At 49.7% G+C, this 18,976-nt stretch carries 21 protein-coding genes and 1 pseudogene; 20 read left to right on the forward strand and 2 right to left on the reverse strand.

Annotated elements, in window-relative coordinates; translation table 11 throughout:
- Positions 1-8 precede the first annotated feature (8 nt).
- Positions 9-1,484 (reverse strand): NarK family nitrate/nitrite MFS transporter, encoded by a 1,476-nt coding sequence (locus O5O45_RS07590; protein WP_305904618.1) that lies wholly within the window; start codon positions 1,482-1,484, stop codon positions 9-11.
- A gap of 366 nt (positions 1,485-1,850) precedes the next feature.
- Between O5O45_RS07590 and O5O45_RS07595 the strand changes: the two genes are divergently transcribed.
- From O5O45_RS07595 to O5O45_RS07630, 8 genes are all read left to right on the forward strand, one after another.
- The gene (locus O5O45_RS07595) at positions 1,851-3,122 is read left to right on the forward strand and encodes an MFS transporter (protein ID WP_305904619.1); all 1,272 of its coding nucleotides are present in this window, start codon (positions 1,851-1,853) and stop codon (positions 3,120-3,122) included.
- Between the two features lie 171 nt (positions 3,123-3,293).
- Positions 3,294-3,890, forward strand: coding sequence for a hypothetical protein (locus O5O45_RS07600; protein ID WP_305904620.1), 597 nt, complete (start codon positions 3,294-3,296; stop codon positions 3,888-3,890).
- 54 nt (positions 3,891-3,944) lie between these two features.
- A complete protein-coding gene (locus O5O45_RS07605; protein ID WP_305904621.1) occupies positions 3,945-4,349 on the forward strand; it encodes a hypothetical protein in 405 nt (134 codons plus the stop codon).
- Positions 4,350-4,441: 92 nt separating this feature from the next.
- Positions 4,442-4,855, forward strand: coding sequence for a hypothetical protein (locus O5O45_RS07610; RefSeq protein ID WP_305904622.1), 414 nt, complete (start codon positions 4,442-4,444; stop codon positions 4,853-4,855).
- Positions 4,856-4,995: 140 nt separating this feature from the next.
- Positions 4,996-5,673, forward strand: coding sequence for a hypothetical protein (locus tag O5O45_RS07615; protein ID WP_305904623.1), 678 nt, complete (start codon positions 4,996-4,998; stop codon positions 5,671-5,673).
- Positions 5,670-5,918 carry a sigma-70 family RNA polymerase sigma factor gene (locus tag O5O45_RS07620; protein WP_305904624.1) on the forward strand — a complete coding sequence of 83 codons (249 nt, stop codon included), beginning with the start codon at positions 5,670-5,672 and terminating at the stop codon, positions 5,916-5,918. The genes O5O45_RS07615 and O5O45_RS07620 overlap by 4 nt, the downstream gene beginning before the upstream one ends.
- A 168-nt stretch (positions 5,919-6,086) precedes the next feature.
- On the forward strand, positions 6,087-6,551 hold the full coding sequence (locus O5O45_RS07625; RefSeq protein WP_305904625.1) for a hypothetical protein: 465 nt from the start codon (positions 6,087-6,089) through the stop codon (positions 6,549-6,551).
- Positions 6,552-6,761: 210 nt separating this feature from the next.
- Positions 6,762-7,073, forward strand: a complete 312-nt coding sequence (locus O5O45_RS07630) for a hypothetical protein (RefSeq protein WP_305904626.1) — start codon at positions 6,762-6,764, stop codon at positions 7,071-7,073.
- Between the two features lie 394 nt (positions 7,074-7,467).
- Here O5O45_RS07630 and O5O45_RS07635 read toward each other — a convergent pair whose 3' ends face one another.
- A complete protein-coding gene (locus O5O45_RS07635) occupies positions 7,468-8,676 on the reverse strand; it encodes an IS256 family transposase (RefSeq protein ID WP_305900391.1) in 1,209 nt (402 codons plus the stop codon).
- Positions 8,677-8,863: 187 nt separating this feature from the next.
- Between O5O45_RS07635 and O5O45_RS31950 the strand changes: the two genes are divergently transcribed.
- The 12 genes and pseudogenes from O5O45_RS31950 to moaA all read left to right on the forward strand — a co-directional run bounded on the left by O5O45_RS31950 (position 8,864) and on the right by moaA (position 18,929).
- The gene (locus O5O45_RS31950) at positions 8,864-9,163 is read left to right on the forward strand and encodes a transposase (protein WP_371747976.1); all 300 of its coding nucleotides are present in this window, start codon (positions 8,864-8,866) and stop codon (positions 9,161-9,163) included.
- Between the two features lie 11 nt (positions 9,164-9,174).
- Positions 9,175-9,636 carry an IS3 family transposase gene (locus O5O45_RS31955; RefSeq protein WP_371747977.1) on the forward strand — a complete coding sequence of 154 codons (462 nt, stop codon included), beginning with the start codon at positions 9,175-9,177 and terminating at the stop codon, positions 9,634-9,636.
- Positions 9,637-10,079: 443 nt separating this feature from the next.
- Positions 10,080-11,336 carry a group II intron reverse transcriptase/maturase gene (ltrA, locus tag O5O45_RS07645; protein WP_305902285.1) on the forward strand — a complete coding sequence of 419 codons (1,257 nt, stop codon included), beginning with the start codon at positions 10,080-10,082 and terminating at the stop codon, positions 11,334-11,336.
- A gap of 65 nt (positions 11,337-11,401) precedes the next feature.
- Positions 11,402-11,857 (forward strand): annotated as a pseudogene (locus O5O45_RS07650) (IS3 family transposase); the annotation flags it as partial.
- A gap of 408 nt (positions 11,858-12,265) precedes the next feature.
- Positions 12,266-12,610 (forward strand): DUF7716 domain-containing protein, encoded by a 345-nt coding sequence (locus O5O45_RS07655; protein ID WP_305904627.1) that lies wholly within the window; start codon positions 12,266-12,268, stop codon positions 12,608-12,610.
- Positions 12,611-12,697: 87 nt separating this feature from the next.
- Positions 12,698-13,228 carry a hypothetical protein gene (locus O5O45_RS07660; protein ID WP_305904628.1) on the forward strand — a complete coding sequence of 177 codons (531 nt, stop codon included), beginning with the start codon at positions 12,698-12,700 and terminating at the stop codon, positions 13,226-13,228.
- Positions 13,229-13,287: 59 nt separating this feature from the next.
- Entirely contained in the window at positions 13,288-13,683 is a 396-nt protein-coding gene (locus tag O5O45_RS07665; RefSeq protein ID WP_305904629.1) for an Imm7 family immunity protein, read from the forward strand.
- Positions 13,684-13,735: 52 nt separating this feature from the next.
- Entirely contained in the window at positions 13,736-14,359 is a 624-nt protein-coding gene (locus O5O45_RS07670) for a suppressor of fused domain protein (RefSeq protein WP_305904630.1), read from the forward strand.
- Positions 14,360-14,890: 531 nt separating this feature from the next.
- Positions 14,891-16,357: an alanine/glycine:cation symporter family protein gene (locus O5O45_RS07675; RefSeq protein ID WP_305904631.1), complete on the forward strand. Its 1,467-nt coding sequence runs from the start codon at positions 14,891-14,893 to the stop codon at positions 16,355-16,357.
- Positions 16,358-16,464: 107 nt separating this feature from the next.
- Complete coding sequence (locus O5O45_RS07680) at positions 16,465-17,283, forward strand: helix-turn-helix domain-containing protein (RefSeq protein ID WP_305904632.1); 819 nt, start codon at positions 16,465-16,467, stop codon at positions 17,281-17,283.
- A 213-nt stretch (positions 17,284-17,496) separates the two neighbouring features.
- The gene (locus O5O45_RS07685; RefSeq protein WP_305904633.1) at positions 17,497-17,877 is read left to right on the forward strand and encodes a putative zinc-binding protein; all 381 of its coding nucleotides are present in this window, start codon (positions 17,497-17,499) and stop codon (positions 17,875-17,877) included.
- Positions 17,874-18,929, forward strand: coding sequence for a GTP 3',8-cyclase MoaA (moaA, locus tag O5O45_RS07690; RefSeq protein WP_305904634.1), 1,056 nt, complete (start codon positions 17,874-17,876; stop codon positions 18,927-18,929). Before O5O45_RS07685 ends, moaA begins: the two co-directional genes overlap by 4 nt.
- The last annotated feature ends 47 nt before the right edge of the window (positions 18,930-18,976 follow it).

Consider the following 18,976-nt stretch of genomic DNA (forward strand, 5'->3'; position numbering starts at 1 on the left):
ATGACGGCTCAGCTTACATCGATCATATGCACGGTGCCGTCAGGCATAACTTCCGCGATTTGGCCGCTGGGCTCGTCCAGGAACCAGCAGGCGACGAACACCACCGCTGCGGAAACGGCGATTACCTGGAAGAAGGTGCTGTAATCGACGAATGAGAGTACGGTCAGGTAGGCGACTCCGCCCACGTTGCCGTAAGCGCCGGCCATGCCTGCAATTTGTCCGGTCATGCGCCGTTTGACCAGAGGTACGATGGCGAACACCGCGCCTTCGCCGGCCTGCACGAAGAAAGAGCAGCACATGGTGGCGGCCACCGCGAGGGGCAGCCACCAGCTACCGTCGATCATGCTGAGCACGAAGTAACCTCCGGCCAGACCGCCGATCAGCAACATCATGCTCTTGCGACGACCGATCTTATCGCTGAAGTGTCCCCCGGTGGGGCGGGCCACCAGATTCATGAACGCGAAACCAGAAGCGAGCAGACCTGCTTTGACTGGATCCAGACCATCAAAGGTCTCCAGGAAGAATAGCGGCAGCATGGACACCACCGCCAGTTCTGAACCAAAGGTCACGAAGTAAGCCAGATCCAGCAGCGCCACTTGTTTGAACTTGTAGCGTTCATACTCTGGCGCGCCGTGAGTCAGGTTTTCCTTGTTGACCTTCCAGATCTGGCTGGTCTGGAACAGGAACAGTATTACCAGGGCGATCCATAAAATGTACATGGTGTTGTCAGTGAGCAGGGCGACGCCGGCGGGAGACAGTTTCCAGGCCAGTACCGCCAGGGCCAGGTACATCGGCACGTTCATCACCAGGTAGAAGATAAAATCGCCTTTGCTGGTGACCTCCAGGCCGCCGGATTTTTTCGGTTTGAAGTAGGTTGAGCCTTTGGGCGTATTGCGGGCTACTTTGTAGTAAATGATGCCGTAGAGGAAGGTGAGTACACCAGTCAGGCCCAGAGCGTAGCGCCATCCGTCATCGCCGCCGAACAGCAGGGCGAGTGTGGGAAGCGTCATGGCGCCGGCGGCGGATCCGAAGTTGCCCCAGCCGCCGTAGATGCCTTCAGCGATGCCAACCTGTTTGGCGGGAAACCATTCACCTACCATGCGAATGCCGATCACGAAGCCTGCGCCGACGAAGCCGAGCAGGAAACGGAACAAGGCCAGGGACTCATAGGTGTCCGCCATGGCGAAGCCGGCGCAGATGAATGAAGAGGAGATCAGCAAGCCGCTATAAACCAATCGTGGACCGTACTTGTCGACCAGAATGCCGATCAGGATCCGCGCCGGAATCGTCAGCGCGACGTTGAGAATCAGAAGGGCTTTGATCTGCTGGCTGCTCAGATCCAGCGCCTCTTTAATGAATACCATCAAAGGCGCATGGCTGAACCACACCACAAAGGTCAGGAAAAACGCGAACCAAGTGATATGGAGCGTCTTTATCTTGCCGTCGCTGAAGTTGAATAAATTGAGTTTGCTGTCAGTACTCATACATCTCCCCTTCGCATAGGGTTGGAAAGGACATGGGAAAGCATTGGCTTTCGTTAGGGACCATGGATGACTGCAATATTTCATCTGTGCGGTCCAATCGAATTGACCGGTATCAAATTGCTTCAGTGGCCGGTTCGGTCGTGGCGAAGGGCGCTACCTCCAAAGAGATAGCCTCTGCGGGGCCTGTTTTTGCGGTGTTTATGAGGGATTCAGGAAAAATCTACCTATAAGTAGGTAGCCAAACGCCAGCACAGGAGAGGGCGTGGTTTATTTGGGTAAGAAGGGTCTTCTTGGCGTTTTTAACCAGTATTCTTGCAACAAAGGCCGATAAAACTCGGCGCAAACTGCTGCATGAGGAAAACGCCAATGCTCTATACCGAAAAACTGGGACAACGCGCGCTCGCCGCGGCGACGCTGGCGTTCGCCGCCAACTTTTCGGTATGGACGCTGTATGCGGTGCTGGGGCTGCGCATTCGAGAGCAACTTGACCTCAGCATCGTCCAGTTCGGATTGTTGCTGGCGGCGCCGATGTTCAGCGGCGCGTTGCTGCGCTTTCCCGCAGGCATGCTGAGCGAGGTGATGTCCTGCCGGAAGTTGTTTATCTGGCAGATGGCGCTGCTGCCGCCGGCGCTGTTTATGTTGCCGCTGATTTCCAGCTACCAAGGATATCTACTGGCGGGATTATGGTTGGGCGTCTCCGGCGTATCTTTCACTATTGGCATTCGCTACGTCACCGCTTGGTTTGAAAGTCGCCGTCAGGGCTTCGCCATGGGCGTGTTCGGCGCAGGCAACGCCGGCGCGGCGGTGACCCTGGCGCTAGCCCCGGTTATTGAGCGGGTATGGAGCGCTGAGTTAATCGGACCCGCCTATGGGCTGGGGATGCTTGTCACCCTGGTGTTGTTCTGGGCGCTGGCGCCGGAGGACACCCGCTACATGCAAACCCGGCGGCGTGCGGATCTGGCGTATCATCTACAGCCGCTGAAAGATCCCCAGGTGTGGCGCTTCAGCCTGTATTACTACTTCGTATTCGGCAGCTTCCTGGCGTTGTTGATGTGGTTGCCGCACTACTACGTCAATGCGTATGGGCTGTCTTTACAGAACGCCATGCTGCTGACGCTGCTATTCGTCACCACTTCCAGCATGGTGCGGGCGCTGGGAGGCTGGTTCGCAGACCGCTATGGGGGCAGGGCGGTGAACTGGAGCGTGTTCTGGATCTGCTTGGTGTGCTTGTTCTTTCTAAGTTATCCGCCTACTAGCATGACTATTCATGGCGTTGATCGGGATGTGCAACTGGAAATTCGCGTCAACGTATGGGTGTTCACTCTACTGATGCTGATTATTGGCGTGGCGCAGGGCTTCGGCCGCGCTTCGGTCTACAAAATCATCCATGACTACTTCCCCGACCATATGGGCAGCGTCGGCGGAACCGTCGCCACACTCGGCGCCGCTGGCGGTTTCACCCTGCCCATCGCCTTCGCCCTGGCGGTTGAAGCGCTAGGCGTTCACTCCGCCAGCTTCATGGTGCTCTACGGCGTATTGGCCGCCTGCATGGTGGCCATGTACGCAGCCATCCGTAATGAGCGCAGCCGACGCCGGGTGCGGGAAGCGAGGGAGCATAACTTTCTGTTGGATGATTGAGATTGGAGGGAATTGAACAGCAAATTTGCGGTATTCTTGGAGGGTTGAGTGAACGCGTGGATCGCCAGCCCTGCTGGGGATGTCTGGTTGCAGGGAGGTCGGAACTGGGCTTAATAGAATTTGGGACGCCAAACCCAAGCGAGTTTGAATAGCCTTTTGTAGACAGTCGAGATGAAGAAAAAAGTCTCAATTACAATCATACTTATATTTGTTTTAAGCTTGCTTCCATGTATCAGCCGAACCTGGAAGTTGGCGTCGGACGCACATGGTCTGGTTATACTTGCCACTCTCAACCCGAATGAAATGACATTTAATCCGTATAGCAACGACGGACTGTTTATTAATCCAGAAATCGCCTTGCTCTTATTGGAAAATTTCGAGTATCCCTACAGAAGGTGCTCGAGCATTTCTGAAATAATAGAAATTTGTAATACCTCTCTAATTACCTGGGTTGGTCGTGCACTGGATACGCATGGACCTGTGCAAACAGAGCGTGGTTATCGCCTGTTGAGCTATTTTATCTCGCGTGGTGAAGACGTTAATAAGCTAACCGATGGTATGGCTCCGGTCCACGAGGCGATTCTCTTTCGTAATGCAAAGTATTTAAAAGTATTACTGGACGCCGGCGCGAGCCTTGATATAAAGATTGAGCGCCCCGGAAGAGAATACGATGGGCTTGATGTACTACAGTTTCTTGAATTACTTGAATCAAAGAAAGACACGAAATTTAATGAAATTCGCAAAATTATTCAGCAAGTTAAGGCTTAACAACGCATCGTTAGGGGGAAACTGCGCTGCAATTCGACATTGGGCGCACTGTGTATGAATCTGAAGCAGGTATGTGAAACACTTTTAGACAACGCTGATATGCGTATTGACTTTAGCGCCTTTCCAAAAGTTACCCTGGATATACTGGTTTATGGAACCATGAACGATAAGTATTGGAAGGTGGTTTTTGAATGTGGCCAGGTCGTTTACATGGACGCGGAGCTTGACGATGACGCATCGAAAAATGATCTATTTGTCGTCCTGGAAACCCGTGTAAAAGAAACAACCAAAAGTAAAATAACGCCTTCAGTTCAACATAGAATGAATGATCTACAAGATGAAGACCCTGTGTGGGAGGTGCATTTGTATGGCGGTATGTCGCTCACACTGATTACGACAAAGTTTGACTGGAAGCTCGTAGAGCTAGCTGAAAGTGAGTACAACTTGGCTTGCGCCTGATGAGTCAAAGCATGATGGCTTGGGTGAGGCTGTCACCTTATTTTTGCATTATGGCGCTATCTGCAGCGTATCAGTACGGATGATTGCGTCATATGAAAACGGATGAGTTCATCGAAAATAGAATAAGGTGGAGAGCGCGTGAACACGGAATACCAAAGCAGAGCACTCATTTTTGGGCGGATGTTAAAAATGCGCCTCAAATCCATCTGCCCAAAGAGCTTGGTAAGCCGATCCTGATATCTTCCAGTAGCGAAGCTGACTTGATTGTTTTATGCACCCGAGGCGCAGCGGTTAAGAGTAATGGACAAGAGACCACACTTAGCTACGAAGACATCGAAGAGATTCGCGATGCGCCAATCATTGAGGATGAAGACAAGGCCGACCTTTCTCGGCTAGTCATTAAACTATCCAGCGGCAATGAAATATTTGTATCTCCAGAGCCCTACGGTCCTGCATTTTCTATATGGAATATACTGATTATGCTCCAGAGAATGCACAGCTCCTAGGTGATTTTGACGTTCACACACAAAACGGCTGGGGCGGAAATATTTTCGAAGCCACCTCTTTTGTAAAAAACCTGAAAGGCCGCCATCAAAAATTAGCTTGATGAGCCAAATGTTAGGTATTCCAGTAATCGTAGGGCGCTATGGAGTTTAAGGCAGAAATACAGAAATTAATAGGCTTGGAAGTTTCCTTGCCTTGGAAAGGATATGGATCGGCTATTTTTCTTGAGCTTGGGACATTGTCTTCAGTTAAAACAAAGCGGGGGCTAAAGGAAAAAGGCGAGGCTTGTATTGCGATTGAATGGGACTGGAGGGTCGAGCGAGAGGGTAGAATATTGTTTGGGAGTTCAAATTCAAATGTTGAAGTCACTCGCGGTATTCAATCTTTAATGCATTGCCGTATAGAGAGCATAGAAATCAGTGGTAATGTACCTGAGCTGGAAGTTGTTTTCTCTGATAAAAGCTGTCTAAGATCCATGATAATGGTTACCGGTGATCCTATGTGGTCAATCAGGCTCCTAACTGGAGAGTGGATTTCGTCTGTCGACGGCAAGCTAAGCGATGAAAATGCAACACCATATCTAACAGAGGAAGAAAAAGAGGCTTTTCTAATTGCAGAGGCTGCTGCTGCAAGATGGGGCGTTCCAGAGAGGCAACCGTGTGGCGGGTCTTGTTCGGAGTGTAAGTATTATGCGCCAATAGATGGTAATGGGCATCTATTGGATTATGGCGTTTGTGTTAGTGGAGACAGCACATTCGATGGTTGCGTGGTCAACTTTCGCAGTGGTTGTCCCAAGTTTTTTGCTAAAGGTTTTTCATGAGCGATAAAAACGATAAAGGAAAAGAGTTGGCTGAGCAGTTAATAGATGCTGGGCTTAAAGGAGTTACTGAGGATATGCTTGAAAACATGTCAGTAAGGGAGCTTAAGATTCTTCGTGAAAAATTCATAACGGATCTATTTGGTAATAATCGTACGAATATTGTTGACTGTCAGTTTGAAATTACTAGGGAAAAAATTAGAAAAATAGAAGAAAAGGCGCTTAAAAGACTTCGCGATCATCCCTAATGGCGTAAATGAGATGGGAGTTAATATATGCCTTTTACGGGGGATGTTTTAGAAGGCTAAGTATAAGAGAGGAATAGTGGCTGGCAACAGAGGAGAAGTTAGGAAAACCTTTTCTATTGGAATATGCGGGCCTCTTCTAAATCACGTTGGTGCCTCTCAAGTATTGAGATGTTCAAAAAGATTAATTTTTATCTAATCATGAGTATGCGTAAAGTATATGTGTTTGGTATCGATGAAAAAGTGGATGATACCGACAGATTAATGAACGAGCTGTTTGAAGAAATAGCCAGGGAAATTATACGGAGCGGAGGCGTTGTCGTTGACAGGCAGCTTTTTCCATTGGTGCCTGATTGGTTTATGTGGGTAAAAACTCTAACTTCGGAAGTGATTATTTGTGGGGCTATATACCGCCTTTCCCCTGGACGGTGGGGGATAGATATTCGAAACTTACCTAAAGAGCTTAAGCAAGGGCAGTCTACACATGGCTGGTTGGAGCCAGGGAATATGAGTCGGGAAATCAGTCCGGAAGTATATGAGTATCTGTCGCCAATAATTGAATCTGTTGTCAAGCGATACGCTAAGTATTGTTTCTGGGTAGACAACAACGAAGATTTTAAGCGTTTTGTGAATTAACCTATATAAATAACTCTCCAAAATATGAGCAATGTGATTGGTCTCAGGGGGCTATATGCTCGCAGTAGTAGGAGCAACCAGAATGAAGCGAGCAATTCGCTTAATTTGGAGAACTATTCCCTGGGCAGATGGTTTAAGGCTGGACATGGCGCATTCGATTCGGCGTAAGAAATATACTGAAATCTGTTCTCTTTGAATCATAGGGTGCAAATGAAAAATCTTATTCTTCTATTAATTTCTCTGGCTGTTTGTGGTTGTGCTACAGATGCGGCGCATTTTACTTCAAAATATGAACGGTGTAATGATCCAGCTTTTACGAGTTGCTTAGGAGTTGATACTGTTAGGTGTGATGCAGAATTTTCAGAAGCAGAGGCATTGTGTAAGAATAAGCTGGCGGAAAGCCCTTTGGTATCAAATATGGATAACTATATGAAGATGGGCTTTTTGGCTGGCTGCATGGTGAAAAGTATTTCGTTATCTATTAATAAAAGTGCACAAGAAGCTATGCAGTGCGCAAAATGATTCATGGCGCAGTGATAGAATTTATTATGCTGCGGATATTGCCATTATTGTGGTATTGATTTTGTAAATATAACGATTTCTTTTTAATAAGGAATGGATGGTTCGAAGAATGCCCTGTATGGACGTGCATGTGCATGTGCATGTGTATGGTGTTGTGTCGACCATGTTGGTGATGAATAAGGGGGGAGGAATTTATCGAGATTGCCCCCATGGTTTTCAGAAATATATTAAATTATGTTGAAGGGGGCTAAAAGACTAATGCCGAAAAGATGGGTATGGGACCCAAAAGAAAATCCTAAGATTGTTGAATTGATAGATAGCAATGAAGAGTCTGTAAATTGGTGTGATGCTCTAGATCGGACCCTGTAAATAATTCTGTGTATCTGCCTGGTTATTAAAGATACTCCGTTAAGCGATCTTCGAACTCGATCATAAATCGGTTCAGCGCTGACTTCCAATTCCTGATCGGCATCGTCCATTTCTTCGACGCATCCATGATCGCCAGATACACCACCTTTCTCGCGGAATCATCCGTGGGGAACAGCTTCCGTTTCTTGATCACTTTCCTAATGACGCTGTTAAGGGACTCAATGGCATTGGTCGTGTAGATGGCCCTGCGAATGTCTTCCGGGTAGCGGAACAGAGTGTTGAGATTCTCCCAGTGAAGCCGCCAGGATCGGCTGATCTGGGGATATTTCTCATCCCATCGTTCGGCAAATTTGTCCAGCTCTGAGAGGGCTTCCTCTTCGGTGGCCGATTGGTAGATCCGCTTCAGATCTGTTGTGACCGGCTTATAGTCTTTCCATGGCACATACTTCACCGCATTGCGCACCATGTGCACGATACAGAGCTGTATCCGGGTTTGGGGATACACGGTATTGATCGCTTCGGGGAAACCCTTCAGACCATCCACACAGGCGATCAGAATGTCCTTCACGCCCCGGTTCTGTAACTCGGTCAGCACATTAAGCCAGAACTTCGCCCCTTCGGTTTCAGAGATCCACATCCCTAACAGTTCTTTGTGACCTTCCAGATTCACTCCCAAGGCAAGATAGATCGCCTTGTTGATCACCTGCTTATCCTGGCGGATCTTCACCACAATACAGTCCAGGTATACGATGGGATAAACCGCATCCAGAGGACGAGACTGCCATTCCACCACCCGCTCAATCACGGCATCCGTGACTTTGGAGATTAAGGTGGGAGAGACATCCGCGCCATACATTTCCTTAAAGGTGGCCACGATCTCTCGGGTGCTCATGCCTTTGGCGTAGAGGCTGAGAATCTTGTCGTCCATGGTGGTGAAGCGGGTCTGCTGCTTCTTGACCAGTAGAGGCTCAAAGCTGCCCTGACGATCTCTGGGAGTATTAACTTCAAACTGACCGTCCTCGGTACGGAGGGTCTTGCTGGAATAGCCGTTACGGCTATTGTCTGAATTTGAAGATTGATGTTTCTCGTATCCCAGATGCACATCCAGCTCTGCATTGAGCGCGGCTTCCACGGTCGCCTTGGTGAGCATCTGACGGAACTCGTTGAGATCCTTTTCTGTTTTCAGAGATTTGGCTGCCTCACGGGCAAATGCTTCTAATTCTTTCTGGTTCATTGTCTACCTATCCTTAACCCCGCTATAGGGTACTAGTGATAGGCAGATACACAAATTAAATTACAGTCTCCTAGATCGCGCAAAAAATTGCTCGATAGGTATTACTCTTGCTGTCTGTGCTTCTTGATCCTACCCACCAATGATAGACACCCTGTTAAGCGAGTACACTACGCTACAGAGGTGAACTATGACCAAACAGAAAACATCAAACTCCAAATCTCGCCAACGTTATTCCGACGAGTACAAGGCGGAAGCCCTGGCGTTAGCTCAACGTATCGGCGTGAGCGCCGCCGCAAGGCAATTGGGTCTGCACGAGTCACAACTTTACAATTGGCGCAGTAAAGCCCGACTGGCGCAGGATCGTGGCGAAACGGAACAGCAACTGGCCCAGGAAAACGCCCGCCTGAAGCGTCAGTTGGCTGAACAGGCGGAAGAGCTTGCCGTGTTAAAAAAAGCGGCGGCGTACTTCGCCAAAAGTGTGAAGTGAGGTACGCCTTTATGCACTCTCACACGAGCCTTTTCCGCGTCACTTGCATGGCGAGAGCGCTTCAGGTCTCAAGAAGCGGCTACTACGTTTGGCTCCATCGACAGAAAGCCCCTTCTCTGCGACGACAGCGTCAGCAATCCCTGGACATCCAGGTTGGGGCCGCTTTTGATAAAGCTAAAAAGCGTAATGGGGCGCCTCGGCTGACCAAAGACTTGGCGCAACAGGGAGTCCATGCTAACCGTAAAACGGTGGCCAGAAGCATGCAACGCTTGGGCTTGAGAGCGAAAGCCGCCAGAAAGTTTAAGGCCACCACTCACTCCAGGCATAGCCTGCCTGTGGCGGAAAACCTTCTTCAGCAGGACTTTAATGCAACGGAGATAAATCAAAAATGGGCGGGTGACATCAGTGTGCCGCAGCAAGCTGCGGGAGAGATGAGGGATTGTGACCCCTCGTCATCGGCATACAGGTGCTGATGACAAACCACCTTATGCGGCGATGGCCAAAAGCCGTGGTCGTGAGCGATAAGGAAAAGGCGCCAATAAGGCGTCAGGTGTGAAACAGGAAGACGAACAACCGTGAACCGCCGTTCAATTGTCGAAACCACTCAGATGATACCAAAACCGGGGAGTGATGTTGCTCCGGGATCAGTGCGGACAGTGCCTGTTGATGGGCCGCATGGTATCCGGCAGAGAGGCGGCGTGATCCTGTTTTGGGCTCTCTCATGGAACTGCGGGAACCTTCGATGGCAATGCCAAGGGAAAAGCACAAGCTCACAAGGCGAGGCCGATAGTACCGATGTGTCATCAAGGGGCGGAGCCGCTCGTAGTAGCATTGAAGGGGCTGTAATGGCCGTGGAGCGAAGGGGCGGCGTCATTCAGCCGAGCTTGTTGGTCAACTGCGCGAGCAGGATGAACTGATGAGTAAGGCAAAGCCATTTGTGATTGAGAAGTCTCTAGTTTGGGAGGCGTTCAAAGATGTTAGAGCGAACCGAGGAGTAGCGGGAGTCGATGGACAGTCGCTGCAGCAGTTTGAGCAGCGTTTGGGGCCGAACCTTTATCGGATCTGGAATCGCCTGTCGTCGGGGAGCTATTTTCCTCCGGCGGTCAGGGGTGTCGCGATCCCAAAGAAGAGCGGCGGCGAGCGTGTTCTGGGTATCCCGACGGTATCGGATCGTATCGCGCAGACAGTGGCGAAGAAGATTTTTGAACCCCTGGTAGAGCCGATCTTCCATGAAAACTCCTACGGCTATAGGCCCAATCGTTCAGCGCATGATGCGCTGACGACGGTGCGGCGGCGATGCTGGGAGTATGATTGGGTGATTGAGTTTGATATCAAAGGGTTGTTCGATAATATCGACCATGACCTGCTGATGCGTGCGGTGAGACGCCACTGTCAGATACCTTGGGTGGCGCTCTACATTGAGCGCTGGTTAAAAGCGCCGATGGTAGGTCCAGATGGGCAAGAACAGCAACGCGATCGGGGTACCCCTCAAGGGGGTGTGATCAGTCCGGTGCTAGCCAACCTGTTTCTGCACTACGCACTGGATCGTTGGATCAAAGAGCGCTGTCGAAGCGTGCGATTGTGTCGCTATGCGGATGATGGTGTGATCCACTGCAAAAGCCAGCGTCAAGCTGAATGGGTGCTTGCCCAAGTCAGTCGGCGATTGGTTGACTGTGGCTTGCAGATCCATCCGGGGAAAACGCGCATTGTGTATTGTAAGGATGTCAATCGTACGACCAATCACGAGAGCATTGAGTTCAGCTTTCTGGGTTACAGTTTTCGTCCTCGAAAAGCAGTGGACAAATACGGGCGCGTTTACGTCAACTTCTTACCGGCAGTCAGTCCAGCAGCCTTGAAAGACATGCGGCGGAAAATCCGTAGTTGGCGCTTGCAGTTAAAGAACGACAAGTCGCTGATGGATTTATCACGTATGTTTAACCCTGTACTGAGAGGGTGGTGGCAATACTATGGACGGTTCTATCGTTCAAAGCTGGAGGCTGTTGGTAAGGGCTTCGATGGATATCTGGTTCGGTGGCTAATGCGCAAGTTCAAATCCTTCGCAAGGCGCAAAACCAGAGCATGGCGATACCTTGATACACTGAAACAACGTTACCCGCATGCCTTCGTGCACTGGAGTAACCAAGCAAAAGGCCGAATGATGGGAGCCGTATGACGCGAGAGTGTCATGTACGGTTCTGCGAGGGGCTGGCGGTGAGAGTCCGCCGGCCTACTCACCCCTATTTGTGGACGGAAGAAGGTTGGCTGTATCTAGCCGTCGTGCTGGACCTGTTCAGCCGTAAAGTCATAGGCTGGGCGATGAGCAAGCGAATGAAATCGGAGCTGGTCTGCGACGCCTTGCGCATGGCGTTGTGGCGTCGACGTCAGCCCAAAGGGGTGATCGTCCATTCAGATCGAGGTTCCCAATATTGCTCAGAAGCCTATCAGACGTTGATTCAGGCGCATGGGCTTCGTTGCAGCATGAGCGGCAAAGGTAATTGCTATGACAATGCCTGTGTGGAAAGCTTCTTTCACTCCCTGAAAGTGGAAGCGATTCACGGAGAGCGGTACGCAACCCGACAAGAAATGCGTGAAGCCGTGTTTGAGTATATCGAAGTGGATTACAATCGGACCCGCCTTCATAGCGCAAATGGGTATCTCAGCCCAGAGAGTTATGAAGCATCGAAAGTCGCTTAATGACGTGTCTAATCTTTGTGGGCAGGATCAGATCATCTCTCTCAATTGTTAAAAGGGTAATTACGTGTTCGGGTGGGCTGGATAGCTTTCCGGACGACGAATACGCTATTAAAGTACTTGAAGCTTGGATTGATGAACCATCGGAGAAGAATTTTTCTTTAGTTTTTAGCCTATTATATGGAGACGAAGATATTGACCAAGGGTCTCAGAATATTAGTCCATACGTTAAAGGGGCGTTAAGGTGCGCAACTTCTCACCCTGATGGTTGTGGTGAGATTACATGGGCTTTGGAATCTTTCTGCGAGGATCTGGTAGGTATTGGGTATGACCCAGCTTGGATACGAGAAGTCGGACTAAGGGGAGTAAAAGCACGCATGAGGCCATTAATTTATCTTGTCCAAAGTCGCAATGAAAGTTGAGTTTGAGTCAAAACCACTAGCTTGGTGGATGAAAAACTTTCATGAGATGTCTCGTGAAATTTGGCTATGGATACCAAGCGAAACTAAAGCACTTACGCCAGAAACCATCTGCTATATCGTAGATGAGGATATTGATTTAAGTGTTGAAGAGCAGGATCAACGAGATGTACTTCTAGAGGGAAGTGGCTTGTCTTGTCTCTTTTGTAAAGATCAGTTGGAAGATATCTTGTTAAATCTAGAGGCGCAGAAAAAGGATTACGCTGATAGTGACTTATATTTTGCGCTGAATTTTTATTGGAAGCGGGATGCTTTTATTAATCTTGATAACGTATAAAAAGGTCAGCAGAATTGGCGCATTTTTTATGCTAACCCTAACTTTAAGGGAACGGTGTATGCTGTATATAAGTAAGTGATTTGAAGTATGGAAGGAGTATTTCAGTACCGATTGTTTTTCTTTTATTTTGATCTTTTTACACTTGATAAAAGTGGTATGTGGTGTAAGGGGAAATACTACCGATGGGAAGAGGTTAAAGACTTGCGAGAGAGAGATGGAACTGCTGTCTTAACTTTTAGTGATGGTAAGAGCCGCATGTTCCAGTATCAGCGTTTTAAGCAAAAAAATAGAAAATTAACTCTGACTTTCTTTGGAAGAAATGAGACTTACGAGCAATTTCAAAGATTTATTTTTGAAAAAATTAGGGAGAATAACGAACACCCTGATCTCAAGAGGCTTAGGAAGCTGGTTGCGAGTATCAGTGAGAGAATTGAATCCTCCAATTCTGAACGGGAGCTTTTAGCTTTGCGAAGGGACTTCAAGGTGACTGTATCTCAGTTGGCTTCGCTAGAAAGAAGAGAGTTTTTGAAGAATATGGAAAAGTGCCGGACGTCTATTCGTAATGATATTATATTCCTTCTTTTTTTAGCTTCATTGATGATGTTTGGTATTATGTAAATTTATTTTACCAATTTATATTATGTTTAAAATATTAGGAATGCTCTGGAAAATTAAAAATGTTCGAGTATCACGGTTGGGTTACTGTTTGGGAAGGCGCTTGCGAGATTGAAGACGATTTAGCTCTTCGCGAGAAAAACTGCCGTGAAATTCAGCTATTGGTTGAAAAATATAGAGATAATATGTCAAGGGTTGAACTCTTTTACCAAAATGGTTCGTCCTATGTAAGGTTTGACGGTGATAGAAACCACTATCAAGCATGGGTGCTCGAATTGTTTATACGCATTGGCGAAATTGCCAAAGGCTCGCATGGGCTTTTATATGTCAGAGATCAAGAAAGTCCAGATTACGGCAACGAGTTCCAGGTGTGGCGAATGGCGAGAGGCAAGGTTATTAGAGTGAAGGATAACCTCTTGTCTCCGTGTGATCCTACTATTGAAACGTATGAGGAGTAGCCTTTTAACAGGTTGCTGTGCAGGTAGTTGAGGGATATAGAGTGGAGGGCGTATGAGTTTCCTTGAGGAGTCATGGGAAGAAAGGGAAGAGATTTTGTATAAGGAGATATTTGGGAATATTGGACCAGGGATATACCCGTTATCTGTTGAGATATTAAATGGGCTGAACGCTAATAGTGTTGACCCACGCTGGCTCTCTCATGGAGTTTTTAAGTGCCCGCCAGCACGAGATAGAGATACGTGGGCTTATGTTACCTCAGGAATGTCTAACCCTTGGGAGACAGATAAACGAGAAGAATACTCCGGGCTTGGCGTTGAGTTTCTAATGGAAACGGAAAATGAAGAGCTATGGGCGGTTGAAGTTCTCCAAACTCTAATGGGCTATAACTTACTGCTAGCAGCTGGTCGAATGGGGGATTTTCCACCGCTGTACTACGGAGACCGAGTGCCGTTGGTTTTGTCTGAATCAGTTAAAACGATGATGTTTATCCAACCTGTGCACTTTCCCAGCCGCTTTTCCATAAAATCGGGCAGTGTCGATTTGATACAGGTTGTCGGTATCACCCCGTCAGAACTGCAGGCTGCTAAGCAGTCATCATCCGAAGAAATCAAAGAAAAGTTAATTGGCAATACAGGCCGTTTGGTTACCTGCAAGGAACGAGAAAGTGTCGTGTAAATCACCTTGCAAGTGCATACTGTTAGATTGCCTCTTTGCACTGCGTCAGTTTTTTAGCAGGGTGTGCCGCGTTAGCTGGCGTCAATAATCCCTACACTTTACACTACAACTACTCACAAACGCACATTTTTCAAAGTTTTACTCTTCCATCTCCGCCCTCCGAAGCCCGACAAATAGGGTGTTTTCCGGGTTTTTTAGCGATTAACCGGCGACATTAGTCGTAGTCTTCGCCAAAAAATGGAGGATTTTATCGAGTTGGCGTCTGGGTAGCATCAACTAGCTTCATTTTGCGCCTGTCAGCGAAATTGCAATAAACACGTATATACAGCAAAATTCACGACCTGCCTAAAGCCTGTTTTCGTCACTCGATCAGCGACTTGAATTCGGTGTCATTTTCATGGGGAACCCGGACTCGGCGCGCAGGTTGGCTCTGTGTACAAATCTAATGCAGAAATTATAAAACTCAGGTGTTTAACTGGACTATTCATTCAATCTTTCGAGACTCCAATATAAAAATAAAAGAGGGTTGAGATGTTGGATTTCCTGACTCAATTAATATGGGGCAAGGTGCTTGTCGCCGTCCTCATCGCGCTGGGATTATTGCTCACCATTACCTCGCGCTTCGTACAGTTCCGCTATTTCGGTCGGATGTTTCGTCTCGTCCGCCGTTCGATGAAAGAATCTCCGGATCAAATCAACTCATTCCAGGCGTTATCCCTGACTCTCGCCGGTCGAGTGGGGGCGGGCAATATCGCTGGCGTCGCCATTGCTATCGCCTTGGGTGGTCCGGGCGCCGTGTTCTGGATGTGGCTGATCGGCTTGATCGGCATGGGGCTCAGCTTTTTTGAGTGTTCACTGGCGCAGCTGTTCAAACGCAAAGACTCTGATGGCAGCTTCCGCGGCGGTCCCGCCTATTACATACATCGTGGCCTGGGCCTCAAATGGCTCGCCGTTCTGTTTTCCGTATTGTTGCTGGTGACTTTCGGTTTTGCCTTTAACGCTTTGCAGGCGCATACCGTTGCGTCCACGCTTAAACATACTTTTGGCATCGCCACGCCGATTACCGGTTCTGTGCTGGTGGTTTTCATTGGGCTGATTATTTTCGGCGGCGTGCGTCGCATCGCTGAGGTGGCGGAAGTTATTGTGCCGATTATGGTGGTGGCGTATTTCGGTATTGGACTGTATGTCATCGGCATGAATTATCATGCGGCGCCGGCGACCTTCCTGCTGATCTTCAAGAGCGCGTTTGCGCTGGAGCCAGCGTTTTCCGGATTGATCGGCATCGCCATCATGATGGGCGTGAAGCAGGGTATGTTCTCTAATGAGGCAGGTTTGGGCAGCGCGCCTAACGTATCCGCGGCGGCCAAAGTAGGGCACCCGGCGGACCAGGGTATTGTGCAGGCGTTCAGCGTGTTCATGGATACCATGGTGTTGTGCACCTGCACCGCTATGATCATCCTCATGTCCAACTCTCTGGATCTGGGCGGCGTTTTGAACGGCGTTGAGTTGACCCAATTGGCGCTGGCCAAGCAGATGGGAGAGTTGGGACGCGGGCTGATCAGTCTGGCGCTGATGTTGTTCGCCTTCACCTCCATCATTTACAACTATTATCTGGGAGAAAACAGCCTCAGATATCTGAACTCATCTAATGAGAAAGCCGTCGCCATCTACCGTATGTTTACGCTGGGACTGGTGATGTGGGGCGCCTTGCAGAACCTGGCGGCGGTGTTTGCTTTCGCTGATATCACCATGGGTCTGCTGGCGCTGGTGAATCTGGTGGCGTTGTTTATGTTGCTGAAAGTCGGGTTGCGCCTGCTTCGCGACTATGACGAGCAGATTCAATCCGGGGTGAAGAGTCCGGTATTCGATCCAGACAAGTTCGCTGACCTGGATATTGATCATTCCGCCTGGGCGCCCTCCACGCGAGACGAGAGCGAAGAGCAGAATGAAGAGCTTTCTGTGTCGCCAAGAGTAGGCGCTCCGGTTATTCCCAGCTAAAATTAGCGGTTATATCAATATATTAAGAACCGAATTGATCGTTTCGCCAGTGTCATCTATAGACTTATGACGCTGGTGAGCGGCGAACGGGAACCGCTAGGAATAACATGACCGAGGACTTCTGCAGCAACCTGAAATTGCTGTGCAGCCACTATAAATCCACCGCCGAAGTCTGTCGGCGCATGGAGATCCACCGCGCCCAATTCAATAAATATCTGAACGGAACCAGCCAGCCCTCGCGCTTCGTTTTACGTAAAATCTGCGACTTCTTTGGCGTGGAGCCCCATGAGCTGGCCCTGCCGCATGACCGTTTCATGCAAGTGGCTCAATCCTGCGTTACTGATGAAAGGCGCGCACGTGCGTCGGAAAAGCCTTATACGGAGAAACTGGAGCTTTTACAGAAGCAATCGGAAGGGCGACTGGATAAGTATCTGGGCTACTATTACGAATACCATTTCTCCATGACATTTCCGGATCAGATTATTCGCAGCCTGCTGCAGATTGATATGAGCGGGAACGATTATTACTTCCGTCGCCTGGAGCGCATGCGTCCGCCCAACAAGGAGGAGAAATACAAGTCTCGCTATGAAGGAACGGCCATGTTTCTCTCCGAGCGTATCTTTCTGGTGGGATACGAAACCCTGACCCACAATGAGATTGCACAGACGATTCTTTATCCAACCTATAAGAGCAGGGTGAGCTATCTGTCCGGTCTGAAGCTGGGGGTCTCCGCCAGCGACAGGCGTGAACCGGTGTGCGTGAAGGTGGTGTTGGAATACCTGGGACGCTCCATTGGCAAACGAGAAGCCTTGCAGAAGTGCGGTCTATTCAACCCGGCGACAGACGCTGTGGCGCGACATATCAAAGAGAAAATCGCTGACGCTACCGGGTATCGCGGCGCCAGTTTATTGGCGACGCCGTTGTAATGGTCTTAAACGGGCGTACGTTGATGAGCTCAACAGGGAGCAAGGCGACCAGATCAGGATCTGAAAAAGAGCTGGGTGGGCTACGGATTACCAATAAATAGGTACCACCAATGCCCTTGCGGTGCGGCGAGGGCATTTGACGAGGGTCAAGGGATCGCTGGAGGCAAGCCTCCTACAATGGGGCTGTCTGATCACTGACCGAGGTAAGCCGTTTTGAACCGCCGCACCGATCTCCCCCTGATTTACGCCTGCTCCGGCTGCTCTAACGTTGCGCAGTTGGCCAACAATGCCGCTGTGGCGATGGACCGTCGGGGCTTAGCGGAAATGTCCTGTATCTCCGGCGTTGGCGGCGGCGTGAAATCCCTGGTCAAAGTCGCCTGCAGCGGACGCCCCATCATCGCCGTAGACGGCTGTTTGCTCGGCTGCGTCAAGCAATGCCTGAACAACGTGAATGTGACGCCAAAGGTCTATGTGCGTCTGGATGAGCAGGGTTATCGGAAACGCTACGGCGAGGATTGCTCTGAAGGCGATCTGGAGACTGTCGTCGAACAGGTTCAGATCGCCATGGCGCAAGCCGGGCTGGACTCACAATGAATGCTTCCGCCTCTTTCAAAGCCCGTCTGCGCGTTACGCCTGTGAAGGACGAGCTGGTAGCACCTAAACAGGAAAGCTCCGTATTGCAGGACCGGTTCGGTAGGCGGTTGCACTATTTGCGTCTATCTATCACAGACATCTGCAACTTCCGCTGCAATTACTGTTTGCCGGACGGCTATCAATGTAAGACGGAGACACTGCCGTTAACTGTAAGCGAAATTCAGACTCTCACTACCGCCTTCGCCGCCTTGGGAACCCGCAAAGTGCGCATCACGGGGGGAGAGCCAGCTATTCGCCGTGACTTGCCTCAAATCATCAACGCCTGCGCGCAAACTGAGGGTATACGCAAAGTCGCCTTGACTACCAATGGCTATAACCTGCGCAAGCAGGTCGACGTTTGGGCGCAGGCTGGATTGAGCGCACTGAATGTGAGTGTGGACAGCCTTGACCCACAACGCTTTCACGCTATTACCGGCCATGACCGATTGCATGCAGTGCTCCATGGCGTGGATCGTGCGCTGGAATTGGGGGGAATGCAGGTCAAACTCAACTCTGTGCTGCTGCGGGATTACAATGGCGACCAACTGGAGCCGTTTCTGGAGTGGGTGAAGGACAAGCCTGTAGCGGTGCGTTTCATTGAGCTGATGCAAACTGGCGACAATGCCGTGTTCTTTCGCGCCAATCATATATCGGGTGCGGAAATCGCAGAGCGATTAGAGCAGCAGGGCTGGACGCTGGTCCCCAAAGACATTGACGCCGGTCCCGCGCAGGAATATCAGCACCCGGACTACCGCGGCCGCATCGGCCTGATCATGCCCTACAGCAAAGACTTCTGCGCTACCTGCAACCGACTGCGCGTCTCCTCCCAAGGCAAACTCCACTTATGTTTGTTCGCGGAAGCTGGCGTCACCCTCCGTGACCACCTCCGCAACGGCGACGTAGTAGGAACCGTCGCCGCCATCCGCCGCGCTGTAGAAGGAAAAGTGTCGGGCCACTCCCTGCATGAAGGCTTCACTGGCGTGATGTCTCATCTGGCTATGTTGGGAGGATGAGGGGGCAGATAGATTGATGCATGAAAGCAACTATTCATTCACGATGA

The organism is Hahella sp. HNIBRBA332 (assembly GCF_030719035.1).
Lineage (GTDB): Bacteria > Pseudomonadota > Gammaproteobacteria > Pseudomonadales > Oleiphilaceae > Hahella.